A 14,972-nucleotide genomic window follows, 5' to 3' on the forward strand; every position below is an offset into this window, starting at 1 on the left:
GCCTGCGGTTCGCCCGCTTCGCGGTATCGGTGCTTTGGCGCGGGAGGCAGGCCGGGTCCGTACCCCGAGATATGCATGAACGCACGCGGCATGTGCTGGCGCATGGCGCGGAAATCGGTGAAAATCGACGGTTCGCGCCGGCGAGGCGGGCGCGACATCCATCTCACGTTGCAACCCACCGCGGTACCTGGTGGCAGGAGTTTTCATGCAAGTTTCGATCGAATCCACCGGCGAGCTCGGCCGCCGAGTCGTCTTCCGCGTGCCCTCCGCCGATCTCGAAGGCAAGGTCGGCGCGCGCCTGCGCGAAATCGCGCGCGATGCGCGCATCAAGGGCTTCCGCCCGGGCAAGGTGCCGACCAGCGTGATCCAGAAGCGTTTCGGCGCCCAGGTGCGCGCGGAAATCCTCGACGGCATGCTGCGCGAGGGCTTTGGTGACGCACTCAAGGATCAGACTTTCCAGATTGCCGGCAGCCCGCGCATCGAGGAAGCCAGCGAGCAGCAGGACGAAGGGGAGCTGACCTATGTCGCCGACTTCGAGCTGGTGCCGGAATTCGGCGAGATCGACCTTGCCAAGCTCAACGTCACCCGCAATACCGCGACCGTCGAGGATGCCGACATCGATCGCATGATCCAGAACCTGCGCGAGCAGCGCCGCAGCTGGTCGCCGGTCGAGCGCGCCGCCGCCGAGGGCGACCTGGTCGAGGTCGAGATGTGGACCGAGGCCGATGGCACCCGCCTGCCGACCGAGGGCAGCGAGCGTGGCTCCAGCGTGATCGGCAGCGGCATGCTGTACGCACCGATCGAAACCGAACTGGTCGGCCTGCGCGCGGGCGAGGAAAAGTCCGCCAGCATCGAGTTCCCGGCGGACTGGCCGGTCGAAGCGCTGGCCGGCAAGACCGCCACGGTCAATCTCAAGGCGGTGCAGGTGGCCGCGCCGGAACTGCCGGAGGTCAACCACCAGTTCATCCGCAGCTTCGGCGTCAAGAGCGGCGAAATGGAGCAGTTCCGCGAGGAAATCCGCAGCAATCTCGAGCGCGAGCTGAAGGGCGCGCTGATGTTCCGTCTGCGTCGTGCGGTGGGCGAGGAGATCATCGCCAACTACGGTGAAATCCAGATGCCGCCGAAGTTGGTCGAGCAGGAGGCGCGGGCCATGGCCGAGAACGCCGTGCAGCAGGCGCGCGAGCAGGGTCAGACGATCCAGGCGCAGCCCGAACAGTTCATGGACGCCGCCGCCAAGCGCGTGCTGATCGCCCTGTTCACCGGCGAAGTGGCGCGCCGCAACAAGCTGCAGCTCGATCGCGGTCGCTTGATGGAAACCATGCGCCTGATCGCTTCGACCTACGAGGAGCCGGAGCAGGTCATTGAACTTTACCGCAACGACCCCCAACTCCTTTCCGGGCTGCAGAACCGGGTGATGGAAGAGCAGGTGACCGACTGGATCGCCGAGCAGGCCCGGCACACCGAGCAGCCGCTGTCGTTCCAGGATGCGATCCGTCCCGAGTGACGGATCACATCCCCCGCCTGGAGAAGCTGATGAGCCTTGAGACCAAAGCCTTGAACCTGGTGCCGATGGTGGTCGAACAGACCAGCCGTGGCGAGCGCGCCTACGACATCTATTCGCGCCTGCTCAAGGAGCGGCTGATCTTCATGGTCGGGCCGATCGACGATCACATGGCCAATGTGATCGTCGCCCAGCTGCTGTTCCTCGAGGCGGAGAACCCGGAAAAGGAAATCAGCATCTACATCAACTCGCCGGGCGGCATCGTCACCGCAGGCCTGGCGATCTACGACACCATGCAGTTCATCAAGCCGGACGTGTCGACCACCTGCATCGGGCAGGCGGCCTCGATGGGCGCGTTGCTGCTGGCGGCCGGGGCGCCGGGCAAGCGCTATGCGCTGCCCAATTCGCGGGTGATGATCCACCAGCCGCTGGGCGGCTTCCAGGGTCAGGCCACCGACATCGACATCCACGCACGTGAAATCCTCGCCCTGCGCCAGCGCCTGAACGAGATCCTGGCGCGGCATACCGGGCAGTCGCTGGAAACCATCGCCCGCGATACCGAGCGCGACAATTTCAAGTCGGCCGAGAGCGCACGCGATTACGGACTGGTCGACCGCGTGATCGAGCGCCGTCCGGAAGACTCGATCGCGCCGAACTGAGCCGCCGCTGGCCCCCGCCGGAGCCTGCGCGGGGGGAACTTGCGGCATGTTCCAGGGTCCGACCGCAGGGGCCGGGCGCACGCCCGACCCTGTGCTATCCTCGATCGAAGCCGCGTGAAAGGCGGTGGATTTCCCTGTTCAGAAATTACGGAAAGCGCTGCACATGACCGACGACCGCCAGACCCGCTCCGGCGACAGCACCAAGATCCTGTACTGCTCCTTCTGCGGCAAGAGCCAGCACGAGGTGCGCAAGCTGATCGCCGGGCCGAGCGTGTTCATCTGCGATGAATGCGTCGATCTGTGCAACGACATCATCCGCGAGGAGCTGACCGAAAAGGCGCAGACCGCGCGCAGCGCGCTGCCCAAGCCGAAGGAAATCCTCGAGATCCTCGACCAGTACGTGATCGGCCAGGCAAGGGCGAAGAAGACCCTCGCGGTCGCGGTGTACAACCATTACAAGCGCATCGAGAGCCGGCAGAAGTCGGACGATGTGGAGCTCGCCAAGTCCAACATCCTGCTGGTCGGCCCGACCGGTTCGGGCAAGACCCTGCTCGCCGAAACCCTGGCGCGCATGCTCAACGTGCCGTTCACCATGGCCGATGCGACCACGCTCACCGAAGCCGGCTACGTCGGCGAGGACGTGGAGAACATCATCCAGAAGCTGCTGCAGAAGTGCGATTACGATGTCGAGCGCGCGCAGCAGGGCATCGTCTACATCGACGAGATCGACAAGATCTCGCGCAAGAGCGAGAACCCGTCGATCACCCGCGACGTGTCCGGCGAGGGCGTGCAGCAGGCGCTGCTGAAGCTGATCGAAGGCACCGTCGCCAGCGTGCCGCCGCAGGGCGGGCGCAAGCATCCGCAGCAGGAATACCTGCAGGTCGATACCCGCAACATCCTGTTCATCGTCGGCGGCGCATTCGCCGGGCTGGACAAGATCATCCAGGACCGCAGCAGCGATGCCGGCGGCATCGGCTTCGGTGCCAAGGTCAAATCGTCCGAGCGCAAGCTGGAGGTCGGCAAGGTGCTGGCCGAGGTCGAGCCCGAGGACCTGATCAAGTTCGGCCTGATCCCCGAGTTCGTCGGCCGCCTGCCGGTGGTCGCCACACTCGAGGAGCTGGACGAGAACGCGCTGGTGCGCATCCTCACCGAACCGAAGAACGCGATCACCAAGCAGTTCCACAAGCTGTTCGAGATGGAAGGCGTGGAGCTGGAGTTCCGCCCCGACGCGCTGGCCGCGATCGCGCGCAAGGCGCTCAAGCGCAAGACCGGCGCGCGCGGGCTGCGCACCATCGTCGAATCGGTGCTGCTCGACACCATGTACGAGCTGCCTTCGATGGACAACGTGAGCAAGGTGGTGGTGGACGAATCGGTGATCGAGCATCGCACCGAGCCGTTCCTGATCTATGCCAGCGGCAACGAAGAGCCGGTGATGCAACAGGCATCCGGCCATTGAATGACTTCCACGGCCCCGGCATTTGCCGGGGTTCGTGTTTGTGGTGCTTGCGTCGCAGCCCGATGGCCCCCATAAAGTAGGGCAGTGGCGCAAGCCGACTGTTTGACTGGAGCCAAGCATGACTTCACAGGAGAGCCTCATCCCCCGCGCCGTGCTGCCGGTGTTGCCGCTGCGCGACGTGGTGGTGTTCCCGCACATGGTGATCCCGCTGTTCGTGGGCCGGGACAAATCCATCCGTGCGCTGGAAATGGCGATGGAGGCCGACAAGCGCATCGTCCTGGCGACGCAGAAATCCGCCGAGATCGATGATCCCGGCGCCGAGGACATCTATCCGGTCGGTGCGTTGGCCAACGTGCTGCAGTTGCTCAAGCTGCCCGACGGCACGCTCAAGGTGCTGGTGGAAGGCACCGGCCGCGCACGCATGGACGCGGTCGCCGAGCGCGATGGTGCGTTGCAGGCCGAAGTCGAGGAGCTGGACGAGGTCCCCGGCCGCGAGGGGCGCGAGCTGGAGGCGATTTCGCGCTCGCTGCTGGCGTTGTTCGAGGATTACGTCAAGTCCAACCGCAAGCTGCCGTCCGAGCTGGTGCAGACCCTGACCGGCATCGAGGAAGCCGGCCGCTTCGCCGACGTGGTCGCCGCGCACATCGGCGTGCGCCTGGCCGACAAGCAGAAGCTGCTGGAAATGCTCGACGTGGGTGAGCGCCTGGAGATGCTGGTCGGGCTGGTGCACGGCGAACTGGACGTGCAGCAGCTGGAGAAGAAGATCCGCGGCCGGGTCAAGTCGCAGATGGAGAAGTCGCAACGCGAGTACTACCTCAACGAGCAGATGAAGGCGATCCAGAAGGAGCTGGGCGAGGGCGAGGACGGCAGCAACGAGCTGGAGGACCTGCTGAAGAAGATCGCCGGCGCCGGCATGCCCAAGGAGGTGGAGGCGAAGGCGCGCTCCGAGTACAACAAGCTCAAGCAGATGGCACCGATGTCGGCCGAGGCCGGGGTGGTGCGCAATTACCTCGACTGGCTGCTTGGCGTGCCGTGGAAGAAGCGCAGCCGCGTGCGCAAGGACCTCAAGCAGGCGCAGGACGTGCTCGATGCCGACCATTTCGGCCTGGACAAGGTCAAGGAGCGCATCCTCGAATACCTCGCGGTGCAGTCGCGGGTGTCGAAGATGAAGGGGCCGATCCTGTGTCTGGTCGGCCCGCCGGGCGTGGGCAAGACCTCGCTCGGGCAGTCGATCGCCAAGGCCACCAACCGCAAGTTCGTGCGCATGGCACTGGGCGGCGTGCGCGACGAGGCCGAGATCCGCGGCCATCGCCGCACCTATGTCGGCTCGATGCCCGGTCGCATCGTGCAGAACCTCAACAAGGTCGGCACCCGCAACCCGCTGTTCGTGCTCGATGAAATCGACAAGATGGCGATGGATTTCCGTGGCGATCCGTCCGCGGCGCTGCTGGAAGTGCTCGATCCGGAGCAGAACCACAGCTTCAACGACCATTACCTGGAGGTCGACCTCGACTTGTCCGAGGTGATGTTCATCGCCACTGCCAACTCGATGAACATCCCCGGGCCGTTGCTGGACCGCATGGAAGTGATCCGCATCCCCGGTTATACCGAGGAGGAAAAGCTCAACATCGCGATGCGCTACCTGGTGCCCAAGCAGCTCAAGGCCAACGGCCTCAAGCCCGGGGAACTGGAAATCGCCGAGGATGCGGTGCGCGACATCGTGCGCTATTACACGCGTGAATCGGGCGTGCGCAACCTGGAGCGCGAGATCGCCAAGATCGCGCGCAAGGTGGTCAAGGACATCGCCCTCGCAGGGCCGTCGAAGAAGCCGGCGAAGACGATCAAGGTCGGCGAGAAGAATCTCGACAAGTACCTGGGCGTGCGTCGCTTCGACTTCGGTCGCGCCGAGGCCGACAACGAAGTCGGTCTGGTCACCGGACTGGCCTGGACCGAGGTCGGCGGCGACCTGCTGCAGATCGAATCGACCTTGGTGCCGGGCAAGGGCCAGCTGATCCTGACCGGCCAGCTGGGCGACGTGATGAAGGAATCGGCGTCCGCGGCGCTGTCGGTGGTGCGTTCGCGCACCGAGCGCTTCGGCATCGACCTGGATTTCCTGTCCAAGTACGACGTGCACGTGCATGTGCCGGATGGCGCCACACCGAAGGATGGTCCCAGTGCCGGCATCGCCATGGCCACCGCGCTGGTGTCGATGCTGACGCGCATCCCGGTGCGCGCGGACGTGGCGATGACCGGCGAGATCACCCTGCGCGGGCGCGTGAGCGCGATCGGCGGCCTGAAGGAGAAACTGCTGGCCGCACTGCGTGGCGGCATCCGCACGGTGATCATTCCGCAGGAGAACGAGAAGGATCTCACCGAGCTGCCGGAGGCGGTCACCAAGAACCTGAAGATCGTGCCGGTGAAGTGGATCGACGAAGTGCTCGACCTTGCCCTGGAGCGGCCGTTGACTCCGGCCAACGTCGAAGTGCCCGAGCACGCCGACGATGCGGTGATGCCACCCGAAGCGCCGCCGGCGCGCGCCAAGCGCAAGGGCGCGGTGAAGCACTGACAAATTCCGTTGCTGCCGTCAACCCTTGGAATACGGGCATTTTCCCCGCTTTTTCTTGCGGTGGGCGCCAGCGCGCTGGTATAACGGATGCGTTGCGGCACCCGCCGCATGAGTTGCGCATGTGTCGGTCGAGTCCGGCGCTGCGCCATCGCTTTTCGCAACAGCGGCATGTCGCCGCAGGACCCAGGAGTCTTCTGAATGAACAAGAGTGAATTGATCGAAGCCGTCGCCCAGGACAGCAACCTCAGCAAGGCCGATGCCACGCGCGCGGTGGATGCGTTCGTTGGTGCCGTGACCAATGCGCTGAAAGCCGGTGACTCGGTGTCGCTGACCGGCTTTGGCAGCTTCGAGGTGCGCCAGCGTGCCGCGCGCACCGGTCGCAATCCGAAGACCGGCGAAACGATCCAGATCGCGGCCTCCAACGCGCCTGCGTTCAAGGCCGGCAAGGCGCTCAAGGATGCGGTCAACGGTTGATCCACGCCGCAGCCTGCATGCGAACAAGCCCGGCCATGTGCCGGGCTTTTCCTTGCATGGGCAGTCATGGCGTATCATGCCTGCCCGGTGCGGGCGCTTAGCTCAGCGGTAGAGCGTCTCCCTTACAAGGAGAGGGTCGGCGGTTCGATCCCGTCAGCGCCCACCAGCCGAGTATTGCAAAGCAGGATTCGGCCGATTACAATTTCGAGCTTCACGGAGCGGTAGTTCAGCTGGTTAGAATGCTGGCCTGTCACGCCGGAGGTCGCGGGTTCGAGTCCCGTCCGCTCCGCCAGTTTCATCACAAGCCCCGCCATGTGCGGGGCTTGTGCTTTTCCGGGGTACGTGATGCGCGGGCAGGCAGTGCAGCGGTTAAACTGCCCGGCTGATCCACCGCAACACTCCAATGCAACACGGCACGCGCCGGGGTATCTCAAGACATGCTGCAAGCAATTCGTGAAAAATCCAGTGGCTGGGTGGCGACGGTCATCCTCGGCATCCTGATCGTGCCGTTCGCGCTTTGGGGCGTGAACGACTACATGGGCGGACGCATGCGCGACGACGTGGCGCAGGTGCGGATGCCACCGACCTGGTGGCGCTCGGCACCGGCATTCTGGCCAGTGTCGATGCTGTGGCATACCGAGGAAATCGGCAGCGAGGAGTTCCGCCGTTTCTTCGACCAGGAGCGCATGCGCCAGCGCGCCGAACGGGGCGAGGCTTTCGACAGCCGCGAATTCGAATCGGCCGACAACAAGCGTCTGATCCTCGATCAGCTGATCGACCAGCGCCTGATGCAGTTGGCTGCGGCCGAAGCCGGGTTCCAGGTGCCGACCGTGGCCATCCGTCAGGAGATCCGCGACAACCCCGACTTCCAGGTGGACGGTCGCTTCGACGAACAACGCTACCTCGGCGTGCTGGCCAGCCAGAACCCGCCGATGCGTCCGCGCGATTACGAGCAGCTGGTGCGCGAAGGCCTGCAACGCCAGGCACTGGTGGGGCGACTGGCGCGCTCGGCCTTCATCACCAACGCCGAAGCCGAGCGCATGCTCGCACTGTGGTACGAAACGCGCGATGTCAGCGCGGTGCATGTGGCGCTCAAGCCCGCCGGTGACGAGGAAGTCGACGAGGCGCAGATCGAAGCCTATTACAAGGCGAATACCAGGCAGTTCATGGCGCCGGAAACGGTGACGATCGAATACGTCGACGTCGATGCCGCGCAACTGCAGCCGGTGGTGCCGAGCGAGGCCGATCTGCGTGCGCGCTACGCCGCCGAGCGTGGCAAGTACGGCAGCGCCGAGCGGCGCGAGGTGGCGCATATCCTGATCCCGGTGGCCGCGGACGCGGATGCCGCGGCGCAGAAGGCGGCCGAGGAAAAGGCCATGGCGCTGGCGCAACAGGCCCGTGCCGGTGGTGATTTCGCGGCGCTGGCCAAGGCCGAATCGGGTGACCCCGGTTCCGCCCAGCAAGGCGGCTCGCTGGGCTGGATCGAGCGTGATGGCGGCATGGTCAAGCCGTTCGAAGATGCGGTGTTCGCGCTGCAGGCCGGTGCGATCAGTGACCCGGTAAAGACCGATTTCGGCTGGCATGTGATCAACGTGCGGGCGATCGAGGCGGGCAGCGAAAAAAGCTTCGAGGAAGTGCGAGACGAGCTGGAGCGCGAGGCGCTGGCCGGTGGCCGCGAGCGTGCCTACAACGATCTGCTATCGGCCCTGGTCGACGACCTGATGAAGAATCCTTCCGGCTTCGCCGAGGTGGCTGCCGCACACAAGCTGCCGTTGCTCAGGCTGGGCCCGTTGCCCAAGGGCGGCGGCGAAGGCATCGGTGCACTGCCGGCACTGCAGCGCGAGGCATTCTCGGAGAATCGGGTGCAGGACGGCTCGGTCAGTGACCCGGTGGACATCGCCCCGGATCGCAGCGTGATCCTGCGCGTGGTGGAACACTCGCCCGAGCGCGTGCGGCCGCTGGCCGATGTGCGCGATCAGGTCGCCGTCGCGGTGCGCACGCAGCGTGCCGGCGAAGCGGCGGAAGCCAGCGCCAAGGCGCTGCTCGAAGGCGTACGCAAGGGCGGGGCGATGGCCACCCTGGCCGCGGCCGAGGGCCTTGCGATGCAGCCATTGACCGCGCTGTCGCGGATGATGCCGGCACCGACGTCTGACGCGACGCGCGCGATGTTCGAGGCGCCGCGGCCGGACGCCGGGGCGCCGTCGCTGGGCCAGCTCAAGCTGCCCGATGGCAGTTGGCTGGTGTTCCAGGTGGATGCGGTCCATGCCGCCGACCTGACGGCGATCCCGGAAGAGGAGAAGCGGATCCTGCGCCAGCAGATGGCGGCGGCGGCCGGTTACGACAGCCTGCGTGCCTACGTGTCGGACCTGCGCAAGCGCTACAAGATCCGCATCACCGACGCCCCGTTGTGATCACATCGCGGCATCGGCCGCGACCCCGACAATGCAAGACGCCCGGCATCGCCGGGCGTCTTGCGTTCATGGGATTGCCCGCGTGCTGCGCGAGCGGGCCGGTTCAGTCGTTGAGTCCGGTCATGCCGAGGATGCTGTAACCCGAGTCGACATAGGTGACTTCGCCGGTGACCGCGCTGGCCAGGTCCGAGCACAGGAAAGCGGCCACATTGCCGACTTCTTCGATGGTCACGGTGCGCCGCAGCGGCGCGTTTTCTTCCACATGGCCGAGGATCTTGCGGAAGCCGCCGATGCCGGCCGCGGCCAGGGTCTTGATCGGGCCGGCGGACACCGCGTTGACGCGGATGCCTTCCGGGCCGAGGTTGTAGGCCAGATAACGCACCGTGGCCTCCAGGCTGGCCTTGGCCACGCCCATCACGTTGTAACCCTGCAGCGCGCGCTCGGCACCGAGGTAGGACAGGGTCAGGATCGCACCCTTGCGGCCCTGCATCATCGGGCGTGCCGCCGACGCCAGCGCCGCCAGCGAATAGGCCGAGATGTCGTGCGCGATGGCGAAGTTCTCGCGTGTCAGGCCGTCCAGGAACTGGCCGGCGATCGCTTCGCGCGGGGCATAGGCAATGGCGTGCACGAGGATGTCGAAGCCATCCCAATGCTTGCCGAGCTCGGTGAAACATTCGGCGATCTGCGCATCCGAAGACACGTCCAGCGGGATCACGATATCGCTGCCGTATTCCCTGGCGGCGTTCTCGACGCGGGATTTCAGCTTCTCGTTCTGGTAAGTGAAGGCCAACTCGGCACCTTCGCGCCGCATCGCTTCGGCGATTCCGTTGGCCATAGACCGTTCACTGGCGATGCCGGTGATGAGCGCACGCTTGCCTGCAAGAAAACCCATGCCGTATTGATCCTGTCGAAGGGGAATGCGCTAGTTTGCCTGCGTGGCGGGCGTGGCGTCGAGTTTGAGCACCATACCGGGGCGTAGCGCGGCGCCGGGCCTGAGGCCGTTGCGGCGCAGCAGTTCGGCGGTGCTGAGGCCGTGGCGACGCGCGATCGCCCACCACGAATCACCCGCCACGACCGTGTAGTGCGTGTGCCCGCCGGTGGCGATGCCGGTGCGACTTGCCGTGGCCAGGCTCTCCGCCGCACTGCCGGCGGCGATCACGCTGCGTGTGCGCGTGGTTTCGCTTTCCTCACGCAGGCGACGCGGCACCAGCAGCTGCGGTGCCTGGGGGCCGGAGTTCAGGCGCACGCTGGCGAGTGCCGGGTTGAGCCGTTTCAGCATTCCTGCATCCAGTTGTTGCGCGCGTGCCCAGTGCTCGAGGCTCGCGGCATCTTCCTGCAGTGATTCGGCGGTCAACACCGGCACAGGGCGGTCAATCGCCTGCAACCATTCCGCGCGGTCTTCGGCCTGTTCGATCAGGCAGGTGATTGCATGCAGTTTTTCCACATAGGCGCGGGTCAGCGCGGGCAAGCCCTGGATTCGTTTGGCATCGGCCTGGCGTTGCTGCATGCCGCTGCGCTTGATCGCGCCCAGCACGCGGTATTCACCGGCGTTGTAGCCCATGATCGCCACCCGCCAGTTGCCGCCGAACATGCTGTGCAGGATCTTCAGGTAGCGCACCGCGGCGCGGGTGGAATCCACCACCGACATGCGGCCATCGTAGGCAGGGGTGACCTTGACGCCCTGGTTGCGTGCGGTCAGTGCAATGAACTGCCACAGCCCGGCGGGGCCGGCCTTGCTGCGCGCGGCGGGGTTGTAACGGCTTTCGACGAACGGGATCAATGCATATTCGGTCGGCAATCCGGCCTGCACCAGTTCATCGACCACGTAACCGAACAGCGCCAGCAGTTCGTCGTCGTGGCTGGCCATGCGCCGTGGCGCACGCTCGTAATGGGCGGTCCAGCGCGGATCGGCATTGCTGCAGTCCGGTTCGGCCAGATGCTCGCGGAAGCGGCGATGGATCTCCAATCCGCTGCGGGTGGCGATCTGCGGACTTGATGCGGCCGGTGCCTGCGCCGGCATCTCCGCCGCGGTCGCGGCAAACGGAGCCAGCAGGCAGGCAAGGCCAAGCCCCGCACGCATGTACCACCGCGGCTTGATGGCGCGCTTCATCCCTTGAACCCGTCCTTCCAGGCGCGCAGTGCGGCGAACGCAGCGTTGCGGTCGCCAGGTGCCTGGCCGAGGTGGTCGGCGATCGAAGCGCGCACCTGCGCATCGTCGATGCGCAGGAAAGGATTGGTGGCGCGCTCGTCTTCGATACTGCTGGGCAAGGTGGGGATGCCGGCTTCGCGTTGTTGGCGGGCCTGGCGCAGGCGCGCAAGCAGCTCTGGTTGCCCGGGCATCACCGCTTCTGCGAAAGCACCATTGGCGAGGGTGTATTCGTGCGCGCAGCAGACCCGGGTCGGGCCGGGCAGGGCGGCCAGACGGTCGAGTGAAGCCAGCATGGTCGGCGCATCGCCCTCGAACATGCGCCCGCAGCCCATCGAGAACAGCGCATCGCCGCAGAACAGCAGGCCCTCGCCTAAATACGCGATATGGCTGCGGGTATGTCCGGGCACCGCGAGCACCTCGAATTCGTGACCGCCCAGCGCCACGCGGTCGCCATCGGCCACACGCCGGGTGGCGTGGGTGATGCGTTCATCGTGCGGGGCGATCACCGGGGTATCGGGCCAGCGCTGCAACAGCTCGGGCACGCCGCCGACGTGGTCAGGGTGATGGTGGGTCAACAGGATCCCGGCCAGCGCCGGCGCATCGGCGAAGCGTTGCAGCACGGGCGCGGCCTCGCCCGGATCCACCAGCAACGGTCCTGGCGTGGCCGGCAACCACCAGATGTAGTTGTCGTTGAAAGCGGGCAGGGGCTCGGGCGGGGATATCACCGGGGATTGAGATGCATCGGGTGCGTAGAATGGGCGCACCATGCCCGCCGCACCCGTGCCTCGTCAACCTTCCATGTCCGGTTCCTGGTTCAGCGACGAGGCCGGTTCAGCCGTGCTCGAGAGCGAGGCGCAGGCGGTGATGCAGGCGCTGGGCGCGCGCCCGGGCTTGCCCTGGCTGGTGTTCGCCACCTTGCCGCGGCCGGCTTATGTGAACTTGCCGCACGGCCTGTGGTTGCATCCGCATGGCGCGCGCTGGCGTGGCGGGCTTGAATGCGGGATGGCCCTGCCGTTGGCCAGCGAATCGGTCGGCGCGGTGCTGCTGCAGCACGTCGAGCCCGCGGATGTGCGCGGCTGGCTTGCCGAATGCGCGCGCGTGATGGTGCCGGGTGCATGTCTCACCGTGTTCGCGCTCAATCCGCTTTCGCCCTATCGCATGCGTTGGCAGGGAGAAGGCGTGGGTGCGCGCGAACCGTTCACCTGGCGCCGTCGTCTGCGCCAGGCCGGGCTGGAGCCCGAACCGCTGGCCCAGGGCATCGGACCGACCTGGCAATGCAGCAGCGACAGTCGCCCGCGTAACGGAGCCGGTGCACGGGCGGCGTGGATGCTGGCCGCCACCAAACGTCGCATTGCATTGACACCGCGGCCGGCGTCGACGCTGGTGCCGGCACTGGGCGAGGGCAGCTGCGCGCGATGAAGCGGGTCGAAGCACATACCGATGGCGCATGTCTGGGCAATCCCGGGCCCGGCGGCTGGGGCGCCTTGCTGCGCTATGGCACGCGTGAGCGCGAACTGTCCGGTGGCGAGCGGCAGACCACCAACAATCGCATGGAACTGATGGCCGCGATCATGGCGCTGGAAACGCTCAGTGAAGCCTGCGAAGTGGTCCTGCATACCGATTCGCGCTACGTGCAGCAGGGCATCGGCGAATGGCTGCCGAACTGGATCCGGCGCGGCTGGAAAACCGCCGCCGGGCAGCCGGTGAAGAATCAGGACCTGTGGCAGCGCCTGCACCAGGCCAGCGCGCGCCATCGCGTCGATTGGCGCTGGGTCAAGGGGCATGCCGGCGATGTGGACAACGAACGGGTCGACGCGCTGGCGCGCGAAGCCGCCCTCGCGATGAAGGAACAGGAATCATGCTGATGCGGCAGATCGTGCTGGACACCGAAACCACCGGCCTGGAATGGCGCAAGGGCAACCGGGTGGTGGAAATCGGCTGCGTGGAGCTGATCGAGCGTCGTCCCAGCGGCAACAACTTCCACGTCTACATCAATCCGCAGCGTGATTTCGAGGAGGGGGCGCGCGAAGTGACCGGCCTCAGCCTGGACTTCCTCGCCGACAAGCCCCTGTTCGCCGACATCGCGCAATCGTTCGTGGATTACATCCGCGGCGCGGAGTTGATCATCCACAATGCCAGGTTCGACATCGGCTTCCTTGACGCCGAACTGGCCGGCGTCGGCCCGCAGCTGGGCTGCATCGCCGACCACGCCGAGGTGACCGATACCCTGGAAATGGCGCGCAAGCGCTGGCCGGGACAGCGCAATTCATTGGACGCGCTGTGTCGGCGGCTGGACGTGGACAATGCCCACCGCACCCTGCACGGGGCGCTGCTCGATGCCGAGATCCTCGCCGAGGTGTATCTGGCGATGACCTCGGGCCAGAGCGAGATCGGTTTCGATGCGGGGTTCGACGCATCCGCCGCGGACGCTGCCGTGGCGATCGATGTACCGGGCTTCGGCGCGACTGGCCCCCGACCGCGGGTGCGCGTCTCGGAGGCCGAGCGCAGCGAGCATGAGGCGCGATTGGATGCGATTGCCGGCAAGTGCGGCGGCGAACCGCTGTGGCGCCGGCTCGCCGGCTGAGCCGACTCGCGACGGCCTTCAGTGCCGGCGCAGCACCAGCACGGTGATGTTGTCGCTGCCGCCGGCATCCAGCGCGCTGGCGACCAGGGTGTCGGCACATTCCTGTGCAGTCAGGGTCGGGCGCGCAAGGATCTGCGCGATGCCGGCATCGTCCACTTCTTCGGTCAGGCCGTCACTGCACAACAGCAGCTGCATGCCCGGCTCCAGGGTGCCGCTGCATTCCTCCACGTCCAGCTGCGCCGGCGCGGTGACGCCCAGCGCCTGGGTCACCACCTTGCGCTGCGGGTGGCGGCGTGCCTCTTCCGCACCCAGCTCACCCTGCGCCACCAGCGTCTGCACGTAGCTGTGGTCATGCGATAGCTGCATCAGCTTGCCGGCCTGCCACAGGTAGGCGCGGCTGTCGCCGACCCAGGCCACGTTGAACTGGCCGTCGCGAATGCGTGCGGCGACCAGCGTGGTGCCCATCGGCAGCGCATCGCGTCGGTTGTGCGGGCTGCGCAGGATCTCCTCGTTGGCAATGCGGATCGCCTGCTCCAGTGCGGTGCCGTCGCGCACCTCGCGCACCACGGTTTCGCGGGCGATCGCACTGGCGATCTCGCCGTACTGGTGCCCGCCCATGCCATCGGCCACCAACCACAGCCCGAGGTGGGCGTCGCCGTGGTAGGTGTCCTCGTTCAACTCCCGGCGCAGCCCGGGATGGGTGATGTGGCCGAATTCGATCATGCATGCAAGCCAAGTCGGTCAATGCCCATCATCGTGGCACAGGCCGCGTCGCGGCAAGGGGTGACGATCCAGTGGACGAACCCCGGCGTGGAGCTCGTCCGCTGCCATCCCGCAGAAAACGCAAGACGCGCCGATGCGGGATGGCGTCATGGGTTTGAGGGGGGATTGACTCGGGCCATCCATGGCCCTCGCCCTGCGGGCGGCTGCGCCGTCCCGATCGGCAATCCTGCCGATCGGTGACTCGGGCCATCCATGGCCCTCGCCCTGCGGGCAGCCTGCGGCTGTCCGGATCGGCATCCTGCCGATCCGTCGAACCCCGGCGGGAGTTCTCGTCCGCCGCCATCCCGCAGAAACGCAAAACGCTCTGATCGGGGCATTTCGTGATGGGTGATGAGGGGATTGACTCGGGCCATCCATGGCCCTCGCCCTGCGGGCAGCCTGCGGCTGTC

13 protein-coding genes and 2 tRNA genes are annotated in these 14,972 nt (G+C 66.3%); 11 read left to right on the forward strand and 4 right to left on the reverse strand.

The features are described 5' to 3' along the window. Positions 1–205: 205 nt before the first annotated feature. The 8 genes from tig (at position 206) to ACW11F_RS02035 (ending at position 9,067) form a co-directional block, all read left to right on the forward strand. Positions 206–1,504: a trigger factor gene (gene tig, locus ACW11F_RS02000; protein WP_456995245.1), complete on the forward strand. Its 1,299-nt coding sequence runs from the start codon at positions 206–208 to the stop codon at positions 1,502–1,504. Between the two features lie 29 nt (positions 1,505–1,533). After that, the gene (clpP, locus tag ACW11F_RS02005; protein ID WP_456995246.1) at positions 1,534–2,160 is read left to right on the forward strand and encodes an ATP-dependent Clp endopeptidase proteolytic subunit ClpP; all 627 of its coding nucleotides are present in this window, start codon (positions 1,534–1,536) and stop codon (positions 2,158–2,160) included. Between the two features lie 163 nt (positions 2,161–2,323). Then, a complete protein-coding gene (gene clpX / locus ACW11F_RS02010; RefSeq protein ID WP_456995247.1) occupies positions 2,324–3,616 on the forward strand; it encodes an ATP-dependent Clp protease ATP-binding subunit ClpX in 1,293 nt (430 codons plus the stop codon). A gap of 118 nt (positions 3,617–3,734) precedes the next feature. Next, positions 3,735–6,182 carry an endopeptidase La gene (lon, locus tag ACW11F_RS02015; protein ID WP_456995248.1) on the forward strand — a complete coding sequence of 816 codons (2,448 nt, stop codon included), beginning with the start codon at positions 3,735–3,737 and terminating at the stop codon, positions 6,180–6,182. Between the two features lie 198 nt (positions 6,183–6,380). Next, positions 6,381–6,656 (forward strand): HU family DNA-binding protein, encoded by a 276-nt coding sequence (locus ACW11F_RS02020; protein WP_456995249.1) that lies wholly within the window; start codon positions 6,381–6,383, stop codon positions 6,654–6,656. Between the two features lie 91 nt (positions 6,657–6,747). Next, positions 6,748–6,822 (forward strand) — tRNA-Val (locus tag ACW11F_RS02025). A 49-nt stretch (positions 6,823–6,871) separates the two neighbouring features. Continuing rightward, positions 6,872–6,948: transfer RNA gene (locus ACW11F_RS02030), tRNA-Asp, on the forward strand. A 145-nt stretch (positions 6,949–7,093) separates the two neighbouring features. Next, on the forward strand, positions 7,094–9,067 hold the full coding sequence (locus ACW11F_RS02035; protein WP_456995250.1) for a SurA N-terminal domain-containing protein: 1,974 nt from the start codon (positions 7,094–7,096) through the stop codon (positions 9,065–9,067). A gap of 103 nt (positions 9,068–9,170) precedes the next feature. Here ACW11F_RS02035 and ACW11F_RS02040 read toward each other — a convergent pair whose 3' ends face one another. Genes ACW11F_RS02040 through gloB form a run of 3 tightly spaced genes read right to left on the reverse strand, consistent with a single transcriptional unit; the run spans position 9,171 to position 11,938 of the window. Further along, positions 9,171–9,959 carry an enoyl-ACP reductase FabI gene (locus ACW11F_RS02040; RefSeq protein WP_456995251.1) on the reverse strand — a complete coding sequence of 263 codons (789 nt, stop codon included), beginning with the start codon at positions 9,957–9,959 and terminating at the stop codon, positions 9,171–9,173. Positions 9,960–9,989: 30 nt separating this feature from the next. After that, on the reverse strand, positions 9,990–11,177 hold the full coding sequence (locus tag ACW11F_RS02045) for a transglycosylase SLT domain-containing protein (RefSeq protein WP_456995252.1): 1,188 nt from the start codon (positions 11,175–11,177) through the stop codon (positions 9,990–9,992). Further along, positions 11,174–11,938 carry a hydroxyacylglutathione hydrolase gene (gene gloB / locus ACW11F_RS02050; RefSeq protein WP_456995866.1) on the reverse strand — a complete coding sequence of 255 codons (765 nt, stop codon included), beginning with the start codon at positions 11,936–11,938 and terminating at the stop codon, positions 11,174–11,176. Before gloB ends, ACW11F_RS02045 begins: the two co-directional genes overlap by 4 nt. A 76-nt stretch (positions 11,939–12,014) precedes the next feature. Between gloB and ACW11F_RS02055 the strand changes: the two genes are divergently transcribed. Genes ACW11F_RS02055 through dnaQ form a run of 3 tightly spaced genes read left to right on the forward strand, consistent with a single transcriptional unit; the run spans position 12,015 to position 13,800 of the window. Beyond that, on the forward strand, positions 12,015–12,635 hold the full coding sequence (locus tag ACW11F_RS02055; protein ID WP_456995253.1) for a hypothetical protein: 621 nt from the start codon (positions 12,015–12,017) through the stop codon (positions 12,633–12,635). Beyond that, positions 12,632–13,081 carry a ribonuclease HI gene (rnhA, locus tag ACW11F_RS02060; protein WP_456995254.1) on the forward strand — a complete coding sequence of 150 codons (450 nt, stop codon included), beginning with the start codon at positions 12,632–12,634 and terminating at the stop codon, positions 13,079–13,081. The genes ACW11F_RS02055 and rnhA overlap by 4 nt, the downstream gene beginning before the upstream one ends. Continuing rightward, positions 13,081–13,800, forward strand: coding sequence for a DNA polymerase III subunit epsilon (dnaQ, locus tag ACW11F_RS02065; RefSeq protein ID WP_456995867.1), 720 nt, complete (start codon positions 13,081–13,083; stop codon positions 13,798–13,800). Before rnhA ends, dnaQ begins: the two co-directional genes overlap by 1 nt. An 18-nt stretch (positions 13,801–13,818) precedes the next feature. On the opposite strand, the gene ACW11F_RS02070 is transcribed toward dnaQ, so the two are convergent. After that, positions 13,819–14,523 (reverse strand): PP2C family protein-serine/threonine phosphatase, encoded by a 705-nt coding sequence (locus tag ACW11F_RS02070; RefSeq protein WP_456995255.1) that lies wholly within the window; start codon positions 14,521–14,523, stop codon positions 13,819–13,821. Positions 14,524–14,972 lie beyond the last annotated feature (449 nt).

It is taken from the genome of Luteimonas sp. e5 (genome assembly GCF_054031035.1).

Excerpts from the sequence above, each read along its gene's own strand:
- clpP (WP_456995246.1), top strand. The coding sequence starts at position 1,534 with ATGAGCCTTGAGACCAAAGCCTTGAACCTGGTGCCGATGGTGGTCGAA.
- lon (WP_456995248.1), top strand. The coding sequence starts at position 3,735 with ATGACTTCACAGGAGAGCCTCATCCCCCGCGCCGTGCTGCCGGTGTTG.
- ACW11F_RS02020 (WP_456995249.1), top strand. The coding sequence starts at position 6,381 with ATGAACAAGAGTGAATTGATCGAAGCCGTCGCCCAGGACAGCAACCTC.
- rnhA (WP_456995254.1), top strand. The coding sequence starts at position 12,632 with ATGAAGCGGGTCGAAGCACATACCGATGGCGCATGTCTGGGCAATCCC.
- ACW11F_RS02055 (WP_456995253.1), top strand. The coding sequence starts at position 12,015 with ATGTCCGGTTCCTGGTTCAGCGACGAGGCCGGTTCAGCCGTGCTCGAG.
- tig (WP_456995245.1), top strand. The coding sequence starts at position 206 with ATGCAAGTTTCGATCGAATCCACCGGCGAGCTCGGCCGCCGAGTCGTC.
- ACW11F_RS02040 (WP_456995251.1), bottom strand. The coding sequence starts at position 9,959 with ATGGGTTTTCTTGCAGGCAAGCGTGCGCTCATCACCGGCATCGCCAGT.
- ACW11F_RS02045 (WP_456995252.1), bottom strand. The coding sequence starts at position 11,177 with ATGAAGCGCGCCATCAAGCCGCGGTGGTACATGCGTGCGGGGCTTGGC.
- dnaQ (WP_456995867.1), top strand. The coding sequence starts at position 13,081 with ATGCGGCAGATCGTGCTGGACACCGAAACCACCGGCCTGGAATGGCGC.
- ACW11F_RS02070 (WP_456995255.1), bottom strand. The coding sequence starts at position 14,523 with ATGATCGAATTCGGCCACATCACCCATCCCGGGCTGCGCCGGGAGTTG.
- clpX (WP_456995247.1), top strand. The coding sequence starts at position 2,324 with ATGACCGACGACCGCCAGACCCGCTCCGGCGACAGCACCAAGATCCTG.
- ACW11F_RS02035 (WP_456995250.1), top strand. The coding sequence starts at position 7,094 with ATGCTGCAAGCAATTCGTGAAAAATCCAGTGGCTGGGTGGCGACGGTC.